The 17,307-nt window shown below is 46.7% G+C and carries 19 protein-coding genes; 9 read left to right on the top strand and 10 right to left on the bottom strand.

Features of this window, described 5'->3' with window-relative positions; genetic code table 11:
* Nucleotides 1-5 precede the first annotated feature (5 nt).
* The 8 genes from QEN31_RS24000 to QEN31_RS23965 all read left to right on the top strand — a co-directional run bounded on the left by QEN31_RS24000 (nt 6) and on the right by QEN31_RS23965 (nt 8,389).
* Nucleotides 6-1,214 (top strand): DUF4236 domain-containing protein, encoded by a 1,209-nt coding sequence (locus QEN31_RS24000; RefSeq protein ID WP_011152964.1) that lies wholly within the window; start codon nt 6-8, stop codon nt 1,212-1,214.
* A 17-nt stretch (nt 1,215-1,231) separates the two neighbouring features.
* Nucleotides 1,232-1,699, top strand: coding sequence for a tellurium resistance protein TerW (gene terW, locus QEN31_RS23995; protein ID WP_001176767.1), 468 nt, complete (start codon nt 1,232-1,234; stop codon nt 1,697-1,699).
* A gap of 462 nt (nt 1,700-2,161) precedes the next feature.
* Nucleotides 2,162-2,800 (top strand): vWA domain-containing protein, encoded by a 639-nt coding sequence (locus tag QEN31_RS23990; protein ID WP_001253657.1) that lies wholly within the window; start codon nt 2,162-2,164, stop codon nt 2,798-2,800.
* A gap of 22 nt (nt 2,801-2,822) precedes the next feature.
* Nucleotides 2,823-3,464 (top strand): TerD family protein, encoded by a 642-nt coding sequence (locus QEN31_RS23985; RefSeq protein ID WP_000116681.1) that lies wholly within the window; start codon nt 2,823-2,825, stop codon nt 3,462-3,464.
* A complete protein-coding gene (locus QEN31_RS23980) occupies nt 3,464-4,102 on the top strand; it encodes a vWA domain-containing protein (protein WP_001253658.1) in 639 nt (212 codons plus the stop codon). Before QEN31_RS23985 ends, QEN31_RS23980 begins: the two co-directional genes overlap by 1 nt.
* An 84-nt stretch (nt 4,103-4,186) precedes the next feature.
* The gene (locus QEN31_RS23975; protein WP_001253656.1) at nt 4,187-5,227 is read left to right on the top strand and encodes a TerY-C metal binding domain-containing protein; all 1,041 of its coding nucleotides are present in this window, start codon (nt 4,187-4,189) and stop codon (nt 5,225-5,227) included.
* Nucleotides 5,227-6,864: a PP2C family serine/threonine-protein phosphatase gene (locus QEN31_RS23970; protein ID WP_000081059.1), complete on the top strand. Its 1,638-nt coding sequence runs from the start codon at nt 5,227-5,229 to the stop codon at nt 6,862-6,864. Before QEN31_RS23975 ends, QEN31_RS23970 begins: the two co-directional genes overlap by 1 nt.
* 25 nt (nt 6,865-6,889) lie before the next feature.
* Complete coding sequence (locus tag QEN31_RS23965; RefSeq protein ID WP_001284318.1) at nt 6,890-8,389, top strand: helix-hairpin-helix domain-containing protein; 1,500 nt, start codon at nt 6,890-6,892, stop codon at nt 8,387-8,389.
* A gap of 165 nt (nt 8,390-8,554) precedes the next feature.
* Here the strand turns inward: QEN31_RS23965 and QEN31_RS23960 are convergent, their stop codons facing one another.
* Together QEN31_RS23960 and QEN31_RS23955 are read right to left on the bottom strand one after the other, a co-directional pair.
* Nucleotides 8,555-9,637, bottom strand: a complete 1,083-nt coding sequence (locus QEN31_RS23960; RefSeq protein WP_001232447.1) for a competence protein CoiA family protein — start codon at nt 9,635-9,637, stop codon at nt 8,555-8,557.
* 360 nt (nt 9,638-9,997) lie between these two features.
* Nucleotides 9,998-10,210, bottom strand: a complete 213-nt coding sequence (locus QEN31_RS23955; protein ID WP_001285422.1) for an Hha/YmoA family nucleoid-associated regulatory protein — start codon at nt 10,208-10,210, stop codon at nt 9,998-10,000.
* Between the two features lie 169 nt (nt 10,211-10,379).
* Between QEN31_RS23955 and QEN31_RS23950 the strand changes: the two genes are divergently transcribed.
* The gene (locus tag QEN31_RS23950) at nt 10,380-11,555 is read left to right on the top strand and encodes a tyrosine-type recombinase/integrase (RefSeq protein WP_000795949.1); all 1,176 of its coding nucleotides are present in this window, start codon (nt 10,380-10,382) and stop codon (nt 11,553-11,555) included.
* Nucleotides 11,556-11,856: 301 nt separating this feature from the next.
* Here the strand turns inward: QEN31_RS23950 and QEN31_RS23945 are convergent, their stop codons facing one another.
* The 8 genes from QEN31_RS23945 to QEN31_RS23910 all read right to left on the bottom strand — a co-directional run bounded on the left by QEN31_RS23945 (nt 11,857) and on the right by QEN31_RS23910 (nt 17,293).
* On the bottom strand, nt 11,857-12,762 hold the full coding sequence (locus QEN31_RS23945) for a hypothetical protein (protein ID WP_001198595.1): 906 nt from the start codon (nt 12,760-12,762) through the stop codon (nt 11,857-11,859).
* Between the two features lie 9 nt (nt 12,763-12,771).
* The gene (locus QEN31_RS23940) at nt 12,772-13,734 is read right to left on the bottom strand and encodes a DNA replication terminus site-binding protein (protein WP_000119428.1); all 963 of its coding nucleotides are present in this window, start codon (nt 13,732-13,734) and stop codon (nt 12,772-12,774) included.
* Between the two features lie 90 nt (nt 13,735-13,824).
* Nucleotides 13,825-14,271 carry a hypothetical protein gene (locus tag QEN31_RS23935; protein WP_000549069.1) on the bottom strand — a complete coding sequence of 149 codons (447 nt, stop codon included), beginning with the start codon at nt 14,269-14,271 and terminating at the stop codon, nt 13,825-13,827.
* A 16-nt stretch (nt 14,272-14,287) separates the two neighbouring features.
* On the bottom strand, nt 14,288-14,824 hold the full coding sequence (locus tag QEN31_RS23930) for a hypothetical protein (protein WP_000107167.1): 537 nt from the start codon (nt 14,822-14,824) through the stop codon (nt 14,288-14,290).
* Nucleotides 14,825-14,897: 73 nt separating this feature from the next.
* Entirely contained in the window at nt 14,898-15,155 is a 258-nt protein-coding gene (locus QEN31_RS23925) for a hypothetical protein (protein ID WP_001371933.1), read from the bottom strand.
* A gap of 7 nt (nt 15,156-15,162) precedes the next feature.
* Nucleotides 15,163-15,753: a hypothetical protein gene (locus QEN31_RS23920; protein WP_000578891.1), complete on the bottom strand. Its 591-nt coding sequence runs from the start codon at nt 15,751-15,753 to the stop codon at nt 15,163-15,165.
* Between the two features lie 44 nt (nt 15,754-15,797).
* On the bottom strand, nt 15,798-16,073 hold the full coding sequence (locus tag QEN31_RS23915) for a hypothetical protein (RefSeq protein WP_001004200.1): 276 nt from the start codon (nt 16,071-16,073) through the stop codon (nt 15,798-15,800).
* A gap of 263 nt (nt 16,074-16,336) precedes the next feature.
* Entirely contained in the window at nt 16,337-17,293 is a 957-nt protein-coding gene (locus tag QEN31_RS23910; RefSeq protein WP_000149830.1) for a hypothetical protein, read from the bottom strand.
* Nucleotides 17,294-17,307: the final 14 nt, after the last annotated feature.

Genomic DNA, 17,307 nt, shown 5'->3' with positions numbered 1-17,307 from the left:
TCATAATGGGGTTCAGGTTCAGAAAGTCGATCAACATTATTCCTGGCGTTCGCCTCAACCTGAGTAACGGTGCACCGAGCCTGAGTGTCGGGCCGAGAGGTGCTTCCGTTTCTTTTGGTAGCCGGGGGACCTATGCCAATCTGGGCTTGCCCGGTACCGGGCTGAGTTACCGTACCCGGCTTGACCGGGCCGCGCGTTCCGGAGGTGGAAACCGGACGGCAACCGACCCGGGGCTCAGACAGGCGCTTGAGCAGGAAGCCGCTGAACTCATGTCAGCGGTAACCGCAATCCGTAATATTCACGAGCTGACGCCGGATCCAAAAACAGGCATCAGCTGGGCAGAGCTGGAAGCAGTATACCTGCATAACAGAACGTCGCCTTTTCAGGTTCCGGCACCGGTGCGTCCAGAAAAGCCAGACTACCTTGCATTGCCGGAAAAGCCTGCCGAGAGCGAAGGCATTAGTTTTCTGGGTAAATGGTTTGAATCGGAATCAGCTAAAGCTGAGCGCCACGCCGAAAATCTTCGCCGGTGGCAGCAGGAGCTGATTGATGTGGAGCGTGAGAATACCCTTCGACAGCACCGGTACCAGCAACAACGGACGGCCTGGGCCGAACAGTATGCAAACTGGAAGTTTGAAGCAGAAGAACATGAAAAACGGCTCGCCACGGCTCAGGCAGATGCCCGGCAGCAGTTCCGGACAGACGCCGCGTTTTTCGAATCATACCTGGCGGGTGTGCTGGCAGAAACTGAATGGCCGCGTGAAACGATTGTTGCATTTGAAGTAAAGCCGGAGCTATCAGCAGTCCTGCTGGACGTTGATTTAGCTGAGATTGAAGATTTCCCTGATAAGATTTACGGCGTTAATGCCCGGGGCACGGAGCTGACGGAAAAAGCCATGACGCAAAAAGCCGTACGCGAAAACTATGCCCGCCACGTCCATGGCTGCTTGTTCCGCCTGGTCGGTATCGTTTTACATACGCTACCTTTCGACAACGTGATTGTGTCAGGCTTTACGCAACGGGTCAGTAAGCGGACCGGCTATCTGGAGGATGAGTATATCCTGTCCTGCAAATGCACTCGCAGCCAGATGTCGTCAGTAAATTTTGCAGGCATAGAACACATTGATCCGGTTGAAGCGTTAGGCGATCACCCGGTTATTCGAAAGATGAGCAGTACCTTCATTTTTCAGCCTATTGAACCACTAACCCTTTAAGCAGGCTAAATCTTACGATGCAATTAAATACCAGACAGGCCCGGATTTTTAAGCTTGCCAACTTACTGGGCACCGGCAAGCCCGTTTCCGCTGCCGACATTATAACCAGTCTGGAATGCTCAGAGCCGACATTAACCCGGGCCCTCAAAGAGCTACGCGAGTCATATTCTGCGGAGATCAAATACAGCAAGGCAGGTCATTCCTACCATCTCGTTAATCCGGGCCAGCTGGATAAAAAGACCCTTCGCCGGATGAATGAAGCGCTCGCACAGAATGCTGAACTGAAAACCGGTGAGTCTACAGGGAAGGTCGTACTCGATAAGGATAAAAAAACAGCCGTGTCCTTATCGCTACGCATGCGGATCTTAAGAAAAATTGACCGTCTGGCTGCGCTGAGTGGCTCGACCCGAAGTGAAGCGGTAGAGAAGCTGGCTCTGCACTCCGTTGACGAACTGATAAAAGAATACAGCGCTAAAAAGTCCTGACGCTAAATCTCAGACCGGGGTGAAAACCCCGGTTTTGTCATATTTTACCTCTGTATTGGCGTGACGTAGTTTTGATCTATTCTCCTCCCGCAATGCCAGCAGCGCCTTACTGACTACAAAACCTGGTGTCTTGACATCCTCTTGTGCTACACATCAATCTTTGGGCGTTTTACACTCCATTCATGCAGATCTGTGATGTATGATGAATTTCATACATAAGACAGTTTATTTGTCCGAGTTTTTTCAGAAATCTTATATTCCAGTCCGGTCTGAATTATTTTTCTGTTGATAAGAGGCCATTCACATGTCGGTAATTCTATGGTGGTTAACTTATTTCTTTAATGCCGCTTCTGAGTATTTAATCTCCACCCGACAGATGTCGTGCCGTTTTATCAAATCAACAAACCCTGGCCTCTTCCTGAAACTACTCTCCTCTTCCGATCTCTTAAGAAGGAATTACATTTGAGACGCTTACCCGTATATCTGCTACTCGACACGTCCGGCTCTATGCACGGAGAGCCTATCGAAGCGGTTAAAAATGGCGTTCAGACGCTGCTTACCACGCTGAAACAGGATCCGTATGCACTCGAAACGGCTCACGTGTCAGTGATCACCTTTGATTCTTCAGCCCGACAGGCAGTCCCCCTGACAGACCTCCTGAGTTTCCAGATGCCAGCACTAACAGCCAGCGGCACCACGTCTCTTGGCGAAGCGCTTTCCCTCACGGCCAGCTCCATTGCCAAAGAAGTACAGAAAACGACGGCTGACACTAAAGGTGACTGGCGTCCCCTTGTATTCCTGATGACGGATGGAAGTCCGAATGATGACTGGCGTAAAGGCCTGAATGACTTTAAAGCGGCCAGAACCGGCGTTGTTGTGGCATGTGCAGCCGGGCATGATGCCGATACCAGCGTCCTCAAAGAAATCACTGAAATCGTGGTTCAGCTCGATACAGCTGACAGTTCGACGATTAAAGCTTTCTTTAAATGGGTCAGTGCGAGCATTTCGGTAGGCAGTCAGAAAGTGGAGTCCAGCAAAAAAGAAGTGATCGGTCTTGAAGACCTGCCACCGCCGCCGCCAGAAGTAAATGTGGTCTTATAATTTTATTGATTAAGGGGATATCATGTCTGTCAGTCTGAGCAAAGGCCAGGGCGTAAGCCTGAAAAAAAATGAATACGATCTCTCGTCCGTTACTATCGGCCTCGGTTGGGATATTAATGAGGAAAAGAAAGGTTTTCTCGGCGGGATCTTTGGTAAAAAAGAAGAAGAATACGACCTTGATGTGATCGCTTTCCTGTGTAATTCAGCCGGAAAGGTGACCGATCTCGGCAATGTGGAAAATGGTAAACCAACGCTTGTGAATGGCGATATCATCTTTTTCAACAGCCTTCGCCATAAGTCAGGCAATATCTGGCTGACGGGCGATAACCGAACCGGAGCCGGTGACGGTGACGATGAGCAAATTATTGTGCGCCTGAATTCCCTTGACGCTCAGTACGAGAAAATTGTGTTCATCGTTCAGATCTACAATGGTGAAAAGCTCCAGCAGCACTTTGGTAAAGTTCAGAATGCCTTCATCCGGGCAGTAGATGCCCGTAATATTGAAATGGCACGATTCGATCTTTCTGGCGGACCCGCCTTCGCCAGCCAGCGCTCCATGGTCTTTGCCGAGCTGATACGCGAGGCTACAGGCTGGAAACTCAGGGCAATTGGTGAGCCTTCAGAATCAGATTCGTTTGTCTCGCACCTGAGGAATTACATGTGATGCGCCGCCTGCCTGTTTACCTTGTTATCGACACATCCGGCTCGATGCGCGGTGAGTCAATCCATTCCGTTAACGTTGGAATTCAGGCGATGCTTAGCGCTCTTCGCCAGGATCCCTACGCCCTCGAAAGCGTTCATATCTCCATTATCACCTATGACAATGAGGCGCGTGAGTTCATTCCTCTCACGCCGCTGGAAGACTTCCAGTTTTCTGACATCGTTGTGCCAAGCGCAGGCGGGACGTTCACCGGTGCTGCCCTTGAATGTCTGATGCAGTGTGTTGAACGGGATGTACGTCGCTCAGATGGTGATACCAAAGGAGACTGGCGTCCTCTGGTATTCCTGATGACTGATGGAACCCCTTCTGATGCCCTGGCGTACGGTGAAGCGGTAAAAGCGATTCGCGGCCGGGGATTCGGATCCATCATTGCCTGCGCCGTTGGTCCTAAAGCAGGCCATGAGCACTTAAAACAGCTCACCGATAAGGTTGTGTCTCTGGAGACGCTAGATTCAACCGCGTTTGCAGGTTTCTTTAAATGGGTATCGGCCAGCGTGTCTTCCGGCAGCACAAGCGCGGGGATTAATAACGGAACTGATACCCTTCCCCCTCCTCCACCAGAAATCCAGCTGGTGCTCTGACAGACAGAAAGGTGCTGTTTCCGGGCAGCACCTTTCTGTACAGCAACGTTTTCTGCTGGCCGTACCAGCCGTACGAGGAAAATTATGAGACGCCTTCCCGTGTTTTTTGTCCTGGACTGTTCAGAGTCCATGATTGGTGAAAACCTGAAAAAAATGACTGATGGTCTGCAAATGATCGTCGGAGATTTAAGAAAGGATCCACACGCACTTGAAACAGCCTGGGTCTCGGTAATCGCATTTGCCGGTGTAGCCCGTACGATTGTACCTCTTCACGAAATTGCCTCGTTCTACCCTCCCCGCCTTCCCGTTGGCGGCGGTACGAGCCTTGGAGCTGCATTGCGTGAGCTGACCGTGCAAATTGATACCCAGGTCAGAAAAACCACTCATGAGGCTAAAGGCGACTGGAAACCCGTCGTGTATCTCCTTACCGACGGACGTCCGACTGACGACACAACCGCAGAAGTGAAGCGCTGGAAGGATCACTACGCGAGTAAAGTGAATCTCATTGCCGTTGGCCTGGGGCCGTCAGCGGACCTGAATATCCTGCGGCAACTGACAGAGAATGTCATGCTGTTCACCGAATCTCAGGAAGGGGACTTTACCCGCTTCATCAAATGGATCACGGCCTCGGTTACGGCGCACAGCCGCAGCGTCGGGGACGACAAACAACCTGAGCTCAGCCAGACTGAATACATAGTCCGGCTGGCCAAGGACGAGCCAGTAAAAGCGTACGACGAAAACTGCGTTACGCTTACCGGCCGTTGCAGCAAGACCCGTCGTCCGTACCTGATGAAGTATGAACGGCCACCAGCAAGGGTTTCCGGGCTCGATTTCAGTCTGAACCTGAACAGCTTTAATATTGCCGGATGCTATCCCATCGATGAGGACTATTTTGCGTGGTCAGATGCCACCGCTACCGGTTTGCAGGTAAATACCAGCGAACTGCATGGCGTACCGGGTTGCCCCCACTGCGGTAATGCCAGTGCGTTTGCCCTGTGCTCATGCGGAAAGTTGCTGTGTATTGACGGCCCGGATGACGTGATCTGCCCGTGGTGTGAAACAGGCCTGTCATTCAGCAATGATGGCGGAAACACTAACTTCGACGTAAACAGAGGGAGAGGTTGATGTCGCAAAATGCTTTACTTGAAGAGAAGATTATCCGCTTAGTTCTGTCTGAGCTGGGCCACCCTGTTGAAGGTGAGCGGCTTTTACTTCTATCGCAGGACCCATCCCTTACCGAAGAAATTATGCGGCTTAAAGAGCGGATTGAGAGCCTTGCACAGGGTTTATCTGCGCGGGTTAGCGAAGGTGATAACGACGCAGAGATTGCCGCCTCGTCAGCATCCAGTCTTTCCGATCAGCAACAAACGGTCGTAAGTGTTGCTGATAACCCGGGCATTGACGCTACCGATACATCAGCACTGCAACCCCTGCCAGAAAATGAGCCTCATCCTCCGTTCTGGAAGCTGATGCCTTATTACGAATTTGATAAACCAGCACAGAGGGAAGACGAAAACCTGTCTTCCCTGGTATTAAAACCCGGGCAGATACCGACAGGCCAGCAGCGGGCCAGCTTAGCTGTGCCACCTGCCGTTCCCCCGAGAGCTAAAATAACGATCCCCAACGCCCGCGCAGGCGAACGTTTCTCTTCGCCGGTTGCTATCGTTCTGGGTGAGGGCCAGCAGGCTACTGTCAGGGACGTTGTCTTTCCCCGGAACATTGGCCTGTCTTTTGACAAAGAACAGGAGTTGCTGACAGGTACTCCCACCGAAAGCGGCGATATAGAGCTTTCAGTAATCTGGTCATGCACGTCGCACGACGAATGTGAAACAAAACAGCTATTTATAATCAATCCCGATCCGAGAAGCCTGTGGAAGGTGGTAGAGCCACCAGCAGACGCTCCCTACCCTAAGTCCCATCTGGACGCTGCTGGCCTGGTCAGGGGTGATATACGTATTGCTGCCGCCAGTCGCCGGGGACGCTCTCATGAGCATGCCGGAAGCTTCAGAGATGACGACTTCTACATCAACCACTGCCAGGAAACAGGATGGTCTGTCATGCTGGTCGCAGACGGAGCCGGTAGTGCGGTAAATTCCCGGGAAGGCTCCCGGATTGCAGTCAAAACGGCTGGCGATTACCTTTTAAATCAGCTCAGTGGTGTGAAAGGCGTCCATTTAAAGCAGCACATCACGGCGTGGGAAGGGAGCGATCAGCAGGCAACAATAAACGCCATGCTTCATCATTTTAAACAGGCAGCTACGCTCGCGGTCAACAGTATCCAGAACGAAGCCATTTGTGCAGAACAACCTGTGAAATCCTATTCAACAACCCTTCTGGCAACTGTAGCGCTACGAACTGATAACGAGCTGTTTGCGGCTGCATTCTGGCTTGGTGATGGTGCGATAGGTGCATACAGCCCTTCCGGTAAAGTCAGGATACTGGGAAATCCCGATAGCGGAGAATACGCAGGACAAACCCGTTTCCTTGACCAGAGCATTATCGCAGACCCCTCGTTTAGCGGCCGCATCAGCGTGGGTAAATGGAATGATGTATCTCACTTGATCCTCATGACAGACGGCGTCTCAGACCCTCTGTTTGAGACGGATAATGGGCTTCGCAGTGACGAAAAATGGACCCGTCTCGTTGATGAGCTCAACCCTGTCCTTACAGACGCCAGTATTGCGCCTGAGAGGTTAGGCGACTGGCTTAACTTTTTCTCCACAGGGAACCATGATGACCGCACTATTGCGGTGTTGTGGTAAGGGATACGCTTTTTCGGTGATCAATATGGCAAATATCGTTACGTGCAAAACAAAGGACGGCGAAACAGTCCAGTATGTTGACGAGGTAATTGGTTCGGGCTCGATGAAGGATGTTTACTTTTCGCCTGATAAATCATACGTCGTCGCTTTTTATCATAAACCGCAGAACGAGCAGGCCCGGGATCGGATTGATATGATCACCGGACGCTACAGGCAAAACATTTTTGGCCAGTCCGGAGGTGAATACTGGAAGGACCTGTTTTGCTGGCCGACCCATGTTGTTGAGCATGGGCATAAAATCGGCATCGTGGTTCCAACCTACAAAAGCTACTTTTTCTTTAAATACGGCTCTAAAAACGATGATTTTCTTGGCATAAAAGGTCGTGAAAAGGAAGGCAAATGGTTTGCCAGCGCCAGCAACCAGAACAAATTTCTCGACCCACGTGAACGAGGCAATACGCTTACCTATCTCAAGGTCTGTCTGCTGCTGACAAGAGCCGTCAGAAGGATGCATGCGGCAGGTCTCTGTCACAGCGATCTAAGCTATAAAAACGTGCTTATCGATCCAGAAATGGGACATGCCTGCATCATTGACGTAGACGGCCTGGTTGTCCCTGGAAAGTATCCTCCCGACGTGGTGGGCACCCCGGATTTTATCGCTCCGGAAGTGGTGAAAACCAGTCATCTTTCCAAAGAGGATCCGAACCGCGTATTGCCAAGCATTACTACTGACCGTCATGCGCTGTCGGTGCTTATCTACATGTATCTGTTCTTCCGTCATCCGCTACGTGGCGGAAAAATACATGACATGTCGGATGAAGTACGTGATGAGACCTTATCTATGGGTGAGAAGGCACTCTTCATTGAACATCCGACAGACAAAAGCAATGCAGTCAAAGTCAGTCAGCTATCGTCCTTTTCACTGCCCTGGGCTGACCCGGAGAAAATTCCTTACACCATCATGGGCCCTTATCTGACACCTTTGTTTGAGCGCGCCTTTATAGATGGCTTACACGATGCCACTAAACGCCCGACCGCCGATGAGTGGGAAAGCGCCCTGGTTAAAACAGTCGATCTGATACAGCCCTGCCAGAACAAGGCGTGTGAACAGAAATGGTACGTTTTCTCGGGTAAGACAAAGCCGGTTTGTCCCTACTGCGGTACGCCATACAAGGGTAAATTACCGGTTCTAAATTTATATTCTTCCCGAAAGGAAGGCAGTTATCGTCCTGACGACCACCGGTTGATGGTGTGGAGCGGGCAGTCAATCTATGCGTGGCATGTGAATCGCCTCATTGCGCCAAATGAGCGTACAACCGATTTGCAAAGGAAACGAGTTGGGTATTTTGTTTTCCATAACGATCAGTGGTGGTTAGTAAATGAAGGCATAAATGGGCTTATGTCATTACCGGATAAACGACAGATTGCCATTGGGGAAAAAATTGAACTGACGAATAACGCTCAGTTTGTTCTGTCAAAGGAGGAAGGCGGCAGGCTGGTCGTCGTTCAGTTAGTAGAAAACTAACGGACGCCCATAACGACTAAAACGTTCTGGCAGCATACTGAACCTGTTTAATGAATCACTATATTAAGCTGTGTCAAATTTAAGCTGCCAGAAAAACTGACTGTCTGTGCCGGATATGCGGTACACCTCCTGCGGCAAGGGTTTAATGCGCAAAGCCCAATTTATTTATAAGAGTGAATAGTTTTGTGGCTCTACCCTGCCGCTCTCCTTTCCTGTGTCATGGTTTTTAACATCTGAAATACTGACATTGTTAAGCCGGTGATTGTATAAGGCGATGCGGACAATCTCATGAAGATATTCAAGTTCGTTTTGTGTCAAGGACTGGCCTTCCTGGGTTTTTGAAATCATTTCCTGCCAGCAGATCAGTCTTTCGTAACTGACATGTTCGCTGTTTTCCAGGCAGTGCAACCTGAAATAGCGAAGGAACAAAGGAAATTCATCGGTCTGAGCGATGTCATAAGCCCGAACCGTTAACCTACACAGACATACAATCGTATCCTGCTGTAACCTGACTAACGCGTTATGACTGCCCGGAAGGATATCAGGCAATTTCATCTTACAGTCAGCAAGGCGCTGAAGAAGAGGCCCTTCCTCTGAAGGCTCCCGTCCCCGATACTCCTGAAGAGGTTCAGATTCAAGTTCATGCATTAATGGATGATATAGCCATTCCCGGGAACTGGTCTCATCAATGATCAGGCTTTCAATGCACTCACTGTATGTTGTTTTACGTCGCCCGAGCTGCACCTGACTGATTTCATATTCAATATCTGGAAGATCGATACGCAATGCGGCAACTCTTTCGGAAGGATGAAGGTGGTCAAAGGTTAACTTCGCAGAAATGCTACGATCCCTGTCCAGAAAGACGGCCACACATAAATCATTAACCTTTACGAACAGATCAGCTGTGCCTCCGAACATACTGCCGCTTCCAATAACCTCATTCAGTGAAACCGGCCCACCATCGTCGCCAGCGAGAAGATTTGGGAAACCAAGAACCTGGTGCTCGTTGATGACTTCAATAATTTTTCCCCGGATGGCTTCCATCAGACCATCACAGTCACCGGCTACAGCAGTACTGTGTGAGAAATGCCAAAGCTTGACCTCCCCCTGCTTTGCTAACAGATCAGTTTTGCAAGCGGGGCAGATGCAGTTACAGTCGATACCCCGGCTGACCTCTGTAATATCTAAAAAGAGTCCTGATTCTCTCTGGAGTCCAAATGGAATACCAAATGTGTAACTCTTACGCATGGCTGCACCCCGTTTTTGATAATTATTCAAACTATATCCGAAATAACGGAGGAGGATTTCTGTAAAACGAATTAAAAGAAATGATTTTTTAGTTTTCCAGATTAATGTTTGACAAGAATCAAATGAGAGCCTTACAAATATGGAGAGAGAAGTTTAGGTAAAGTAACTTTTATCACAACTTCTAAAATTAAGGAGAATATCGGATGTATTTAGCAGTGGGCTTGGCTTATGATTAAAGTCTTTCTCCGAACTTAATAAGAAAGTTAAAAAGACAGGCTATTACAGTGCCTTTAGCCCCGAAAGGGGCATAAACTATTTTCAAATCCAGACACAGTCTTTTTGTTGTGCCAATATCAATAATTACTCGCGAACAAAGGTCCACACACTCGCAGGAACTTTGTCATATAACTTTTTCATTGTCAGTTCAGCTTTACGATGATCATAAGCACCAGAAATTTCAAGAGAGGCGACACCCGAGTTTTTTTCACATAACCTTTCAAATACTTTTTCGAGCGTTTCGAACGAACTACACTTACGGAATTTCATTAAATAAGACTGCTTTGTGTCAGACATAATCAACCTTCTTTAGACAGGCCTCAACTGGCCAGGGATAATCTTAATATCATTTTTCACTTAAGCCTAACGATTTCACAACCTTTTTCGTTGTTTCCACCCTGTTCATAACCAGGTACATGAGTGCTAAAATGACTGTAAATAAAACCAGTGTATCCCGGTGAGCAGGATGAAGAATCAATCAGTGATCAGACAGTTTTCGGAAAGCGAATTGCATCAGCAGCTGGAAACGTTCGGCAACCATGATAAACAGCTTTCACGCTTGATCCGTTACTTTTCCCATCTGAGATACAACACAGCTAAAACCTATCTGCACTGGCTACGAGTATGGAACGAATGGTATCAGGCGAATGCCCGGTTGCATACAGACTGGCCAGTAAGTTCGCTCCCCGTGTCTGAGGAAGCTCTGCTGGCGTTTATGGGGCATCTTGAAGGCAAATTGTCACGAAGCAGCATAAACAGCTGTCTTCAGGCCTTAAACAGTATCCATAAAAAAGGGCTTAACCTGCCCGGGATTATTACGTCTGAAGCATGGTACATGCTGGAAGCCTTAAAACAATCGGAAGCCCGGAAGCGAAAGACGACTAAACAGGCAACTCCCTTTCTTATTGGCGATCTCAAGGCTCTGATAAAGTTACGCAGTACTACAAACTCAGTTCGTAAGCTTCGTGACCTGTGCCTGATCTGGACAGGCTTTGAAACACTGCTCCGTTCATCCGAAATTCGCCGTATACGTCTGAAAGATCTGTCTCTGGATAGTATGACCGGTGAATTTAACCTGACGGTATACCGTACAAAAACGAACATCAGTACACTTCTTACCTACCGGCTGACACGTCAGTTAACTAACTGCCTCTTGAGATTGATGAACCTTGTGAAAATGGATCAGCACAGTCATCCGGATGAATACCTTTTCCAGGCCGTAAATTTCCATGATACAGGCTATATGCCACCCGGCTGGAAGCTTCGGAGTAAAGGGAATGAGCTATCTGAGCTTCTTAAACGGCATAACCTGCCCTACCGTGCTAAACAAAGTCTTCTGAACGATGAAGATGAGGAAGACACTGTGGACGATGCCGGTATGCTCAGCAAAAATTCCCTTTTACGGGCATTTAAAGAAATGTGGAATGAGCTTTATCCAAATGAGACTAAAACCCGTTACTGGACAGGGCACAGCGTTCGTGTAGGCGGTGCGATACAGCTGGATATTGAAGGTTACTCGCTACCACAGATTATGGAAATGGGGAACTGGTCGAATGAAGAAATGGTTATGCGCTACATTCGCAATATTGAAGCTGGTAAAAAAGCCATGATCAAGCTTATGCGAAATGCCTTTGATGAATAGCGCCCTCACGGGCGCATAACTTTATTTTTTCTTGAACGGGTTAAGTCTGGTGAGATTAGAGAGTGCCCCTCCCGGAGGCAAAATTCCCGTCCTTTTATATTTGTACACGCCATTTAATTTCATTGTCTGGATTCCAAGATTAATAAGCGTGACAAGTTTAAGGGTATACAGGAGTGTAAATTGGGGAGCAACCTGAATAAAAACTAATAACAAGCCTGCACACATTACACGTAGCCATGCCGCGTACTCCATGCTCAGCGGACGCTTGAAATAGAATCTTTCGAGCAAATCAACTGTCTTATTACTGATCCACGCCGCCGCCACTGAGAGTAACAACACGATGCACACCATAATGCCCAGTTCCATTTTCACTCCCTTCTCTTTTAGTCTGTTTAAGTTGAGGCTTAGCCACAGTAGTTTTGTTTTTTGCTTTTTTCTTAGGTTTGGTATGGTGAAACAGAAAACAATCCACCATTACCCAACCATTTTTATATCGAGCCACCAGCATCTTCTGGCTGGGGTAATGAGCATGAAACAGCATTTTCACGTCCATGGTGCCCATCAACGACTGTTTGCGCTTTAGCTCATCCTCAGCCATCTGAAATTCTTGTAAGAATTCTGAAGACAGACGCTGACGCAGAATTCTTATGGCACTGGAGTTTTCATCATTCTTTGCCAGGTGCCCGAAGCGTACAAGTGCCTTGTGGGTTATCTGGATGGGTCCCAGATGAGAGCTGAGCTGTTCGTACTGCCAGAAGTAGGTCAAATCCACCTTAACCCAGCTGATGCTGTCCAGCAGAGCCTCGTTCATGATGGTTCCGGACATAGGTACCATTGTCAGCCTGGCCAGACGCATATGTATGTAGTCCGTAAGCAACCTCAGCGACTCAGGAACGTTTTTATTGAGTAGGAGATGCTGAAGCACCGGGGTTGCGGTCTGCCAACACAGATTGCGCCCGTCAGGCAGGAAAGCAAACTTTTGATCGTCAGGCGCAGAGTTCGAAGCGTTTTCCTTACGAAGCAAAAAATAATGGCCGCACAGCAGCTCTGCTCTTACCTGGTCCTCGTCAGGGTCATGTCGGGCTTTACTTAGATCAACGGTTAGCACAACGCGGTTAATCGCATCAGCGTGATATTTTTTTACCCAGACGCAGACACGATAGAGACGCTCATCGATTTTCTGGCTGGCTGTGGAAATCCATTGCATTGTTGTTCCTTAATTTTCGGGGCTGACAATGAAAATGCCCAGCTCAGCCCCCGGCACGAGTTCTGTATATTTCAGGCTCAGCTTCCGTTGGTTGGACGGACCCTGGCTGTTTTCAGGAGCCCAGTCAGAGAGCGTTTTTAATTGAGGTATGTTGCCTGCTGCGAAAATGGGCAAGGATGCTTTTACTACTGAATAATCAGTCTCAGCATATTTATTCCCGTTTCGTTCCTGCCCTTCAGGCCTAAATGCAAAAATGTGAGCAATCGGAACAGGGAAAGAGTTAGTTCGACAAAGGCGATAAGATTCGCCCTGCTTCAGTGGGTGAAATTCAAGACGGTGTAAAGCCTTATCGATATTAGACACGACATTCAAATTGGTAGTTGCTACATTTTTTACTTCTGAGGCTCTCCTGCGCTCCAACAAACTCACAAGTTGCTCTGCTGTTTTAACTTCCTGGTTTCGGTTTAGCCGCCATGAAAAAGTAACTTTTTTAAGCTGGGACTTGATGAAAAGGATATTTCTTGTTGAGTGCATAGCGACAAGGCCCGGGAGCTTCTTGTGCACTTTATCAAAACGGACATTCTTTTTATTATCGATACGCCTCATTGCCGCAGCAAAATCATTTTTTGCTTCGTTTATAGAAGTGATCAAGCTTTCGAGAAGATCTGCTCTTTCGGGGACAATGATTAGACCCGGGTATTTAGTGGTTACTTTGGTGGAATCATGACTTAATGACTCTATGTCATCCACACAGATGTCAGTAAGTGCCTGAATAATTTCCTCAACCGAAGCATCGTCTTTAATACTAACCCTGATGGGTTTAACCTGCTTCAAGCGCTCTTCTGTTCTAGATACGGTGGAGACAGTCATCAGGTTTGCCATCATCGGGGGGGTGTTCGAAAGAAAACACTTGAGCGAGTCGATGCGTTCCAGAATCTGGTCACGAAAATAGGGCAAATCGTCATAACTCATACGTTTCTCCAGGCTCATGTTATTTCCAATCAATTTTGCTGCCCAGGCTGACCTTGCAGAACATAAATGTCATGTAAACCTCTAAAGAAGTCATTTTGAAACAGCTTTCACAGCATGCGATTTATGTTCGATAGGGCTCATGAACAAAGGATGATAATGGAGACGCCATGGATAGTGGATAGTCTTACCCACCTGGGTGATCCGATTGAGGCGAAAACGACCATTTATACAGTCAACTGACCAAAGCCCGGGAGAAACTAACCTCTTCCAGCGGTAAAAAGAGAAACCTGCAACACAGAGGTCATGCTCCAGGAAATGTTGAGTTTCGACGACGCGAACTTTTATCAAAAACCCCAGCATTGGCGAAAACCAGATCAACAACCATGTTGGCGGCAGGATGACTTTGTTCAGGAGATGATCTGTCATAAGCAAGGCAGATAACATCAGAAAACTGATAGTCAACCACAGGGCCATCCAACCGGCCCATACGCGGCTCTGACAGGGTTTCCATTCGAGAAGAAAAAGTTTTTTATGCATTCTGCCCCGCCTAATTTTAATGTATTGCCGAAGTATGCTGCATCATGATGGTGGTGCGGGGAAAGATTTCAAACTTCCACAATTCTGAAGCCGTGTTCCAACCATGAAAGATCCCGTCTCCACAGCGAGTGTTAAAAGCAAGAATTTCATCCCTGACCTGGTAAGCGAGCACTTCTGGCATATCAATAAACTCAGGTAAGGAAAGAAGAATTCCATGGATAACTTCTCCGGTTAACTTACTCATAACCTCTTCCTCAGACAGGGCAGCGTCCGGGAACAAACACAACGGAAGTGAAAAACAACATAGGTCAAGACCAATAGCAGCCCTTCCTGCGTCGTAGCCTTCTTCATTAACGACAAAACGAAAGAATTTTTCTGTCTCACCCCGTAATGATGACGGTCCTTCAGACGGAACTTCAATACCACTGAAGACTTTATCGGTCCAGTTGGTAAAAGGACTGGTGAAAACCCAACAAATTAAGGATAACGCCAGCTCTTCCTTAAACATACGTTCAGTGCCGGTAGTTCTGGAAAGTTGCTTTTGAGTACTCATGTTTTACCTGTTGCATGAAATTATTGATGTTATATAAACACAACCGGCATTTTATCTAATAGGTTTGAAAACACTAAAAATCGCAAATGCTGGTACCTTTCTGTTTTAAGAGATTTTCAAGGTAAAGTGAGGCTAGATCAATTGGCTGGTTCTCTTCAAGACAGGCTCGCACAAGATCTTCAATAGAGACCGAATCAACCCCCCTTCCCTGTAAAATTTCTTTAGCAGATGCCAGCGTTTTATGAACGCTTCGACTTAGTTGTAATCTGACTTGTGTGCGGGTATCAAAAAGACAATCTTCTGTGACACTTTGTGAAACGGTTCTACTCATTGAAAAATCACTCCATTTCTGGGATCGAATGAAAATTAACAGCTATAGATGTATCAGGTTTCCCATTTTCTACGATACTCAACCACGTACGCGCTGAGATTTGTTGTTCACAGACGAGTATGTAACCTGTTCCCTGTTGATGATGTAGCTCAAGAGCTTTTAGGATAGGCTCTGAATGAGGTCCGAGAGCATCACGCGTGTGAATAAGCGTTTGCTCTGGCAATACGTTGCTAAGCATAGACAGCAGAACATTACGCTCATCCTCATTATCCGACAAAACAAGAATTATACGAAAACCCGTTTTTATACGAAATCTGATTTCTGAAACTAACTTTCTTAATCTTAATTTATATATGACCAGGCGGAATCGAGTCATCAGTAAAGAGACCACTGTGAAGATAACGATTACTGCGCCATATTTTGACCTGTAGAACCACCAGTTAAGGCCTCCAGCAACTATCAGGATTAACATTAAAATTAAACTCCCATAGAAAAAAAGTGCTGGGTAGCGAGTTGTCTTTCCTTCAATTAGTGCTGAGGCAAATATCAAAATGGATATTCCGTAAATTACCCAGTCAAAAATACTTTCTCCAATCATTCTTTAGTGAACATCCTTAAAAGTGGAAATGTAGGTTTATGGGTTTATGCATTTTCCTGATGGCCTTGACAACCAAGGATTTCACAGAAATTGTCACAGTGTGAAGCTGTAACAAAGCGCTCTCCACGTTCGAATCGCTCAACCAAATCCTTTCTTACTTCACTTCCAGGTTTCTGGAAGATGTACTCAAACTGGAGATCCTCGGCCGTTGAAAGTAGTCGTTCTATGCTGAAATCAACATGGTAAAAGCAAAACTGATTATCAACCGGGGGAAAGTTGCTTTTGGTACTGTTCTCGTTTTTGGATTTTAGTTCATTCATGAGCTCTCCTTGGTTGAGAACAGTATACAAATCTCTTTAGGGATTTTTTTTCGTTAATAGCACTTTTTTGAGTTTAAAGAGTATGTTCATACCAGAGCATTAGAGGCTACGAAAAGGATAATGGAATTAGAAAGATAGATTTTAAGTGGTGATGTAAGGTGGGATAGGTAGAAGAGGAGTAGACGCTTGTAAGCGAGGCAAAAAAAAGGCACGGAAACCGTGCCATAAGAGTATGTGAGAAAAAATCAAAATCAGGGAAAGAATCAAGCAGCTTGTGAAACTGAATCTCCAACTGCAAGATTTAAATTTCTTAGGTTATCGAAAACTTCAGATACTAAGTCATTACGGTCGTGGATTTTAATCCGCCCACCGGTTAACTCTGAAACATAAACGGTATGGCAGAGGTCAGTAACCACTTCGCCGTATTCATCAACGACTTCCAAAGATGCAATCATCGGAATATAAGAAGCCGCAGCATAGCTCTCATAAATACTTATTATGGAGTCATTGTTGCGTCGAGAAATTACCCTACCAGAAGGTAAAGCCTCATCTTCCATATAGCAATCAGATAGGTCCTCACAGAAGTCATTTTCTTTAAGTGAAATATTAAGGGTCAATTCACTGTTGATAGAGCGTGAATAAGAATATTCACTCAGTTTATAGCAAGCCAAACTTATATCACTAAAAGTTTCATAAGCTTTATAGAGGCTCGATGTTATAGACTCAGATACAAATGTTATTAGTCCAATAAAATGAGTATCCCAGAACTGTTGCAAAGCAAAACGGGCAATCATAACCTGACCATCAACCTGCATCAGTCTGTTATATTCATCCCGGTCATAACCTTTCGACTGAGAAACATCATTAGACATGCTAAGAACTTCACTACAAACATCATCATATTCAAAACGGCTAGTTGCAAAGTGTTTTCCTGAAATCTCAAGGTACTGACCAGAGACTGCGTCAAACACCTCAAGAAAGTAACAGAGTCGAGATTTTAAAGATTCTCTGTTTAAAGCTTCTATTTCATTCTCAGAGATACTATCGACATATAAATCAACAGCATTCTTGAGTTCAATAGCTTTGATATTACAGGTAAAAGAAAGCTCGTCACTTTGACAATGGCAAACACTTAATACTATATCCGCCTCATCAAAATCTATGCCAAGATAGCTCAGAACTGCTCGGACATAGTTTTTATCATCAGATGAATGTGTCATATACACTACCTCAA

Source organism: Salmonella sp. SA15303 (assembly GCF_029962125.1).
In the GTDB taxonomy this organism is placed as follows: domain Bacteria; phylum Pseudomonadota; class Gammaproteobacteria; order Enterobacterales; family Enterobacteriaceae; genus Salmonella; species Salmonella enterica.
Note: the sequence above shows the minus strand (reverse complement) of the source record. Positions and strands in the feature narration are given on the sequence as shown.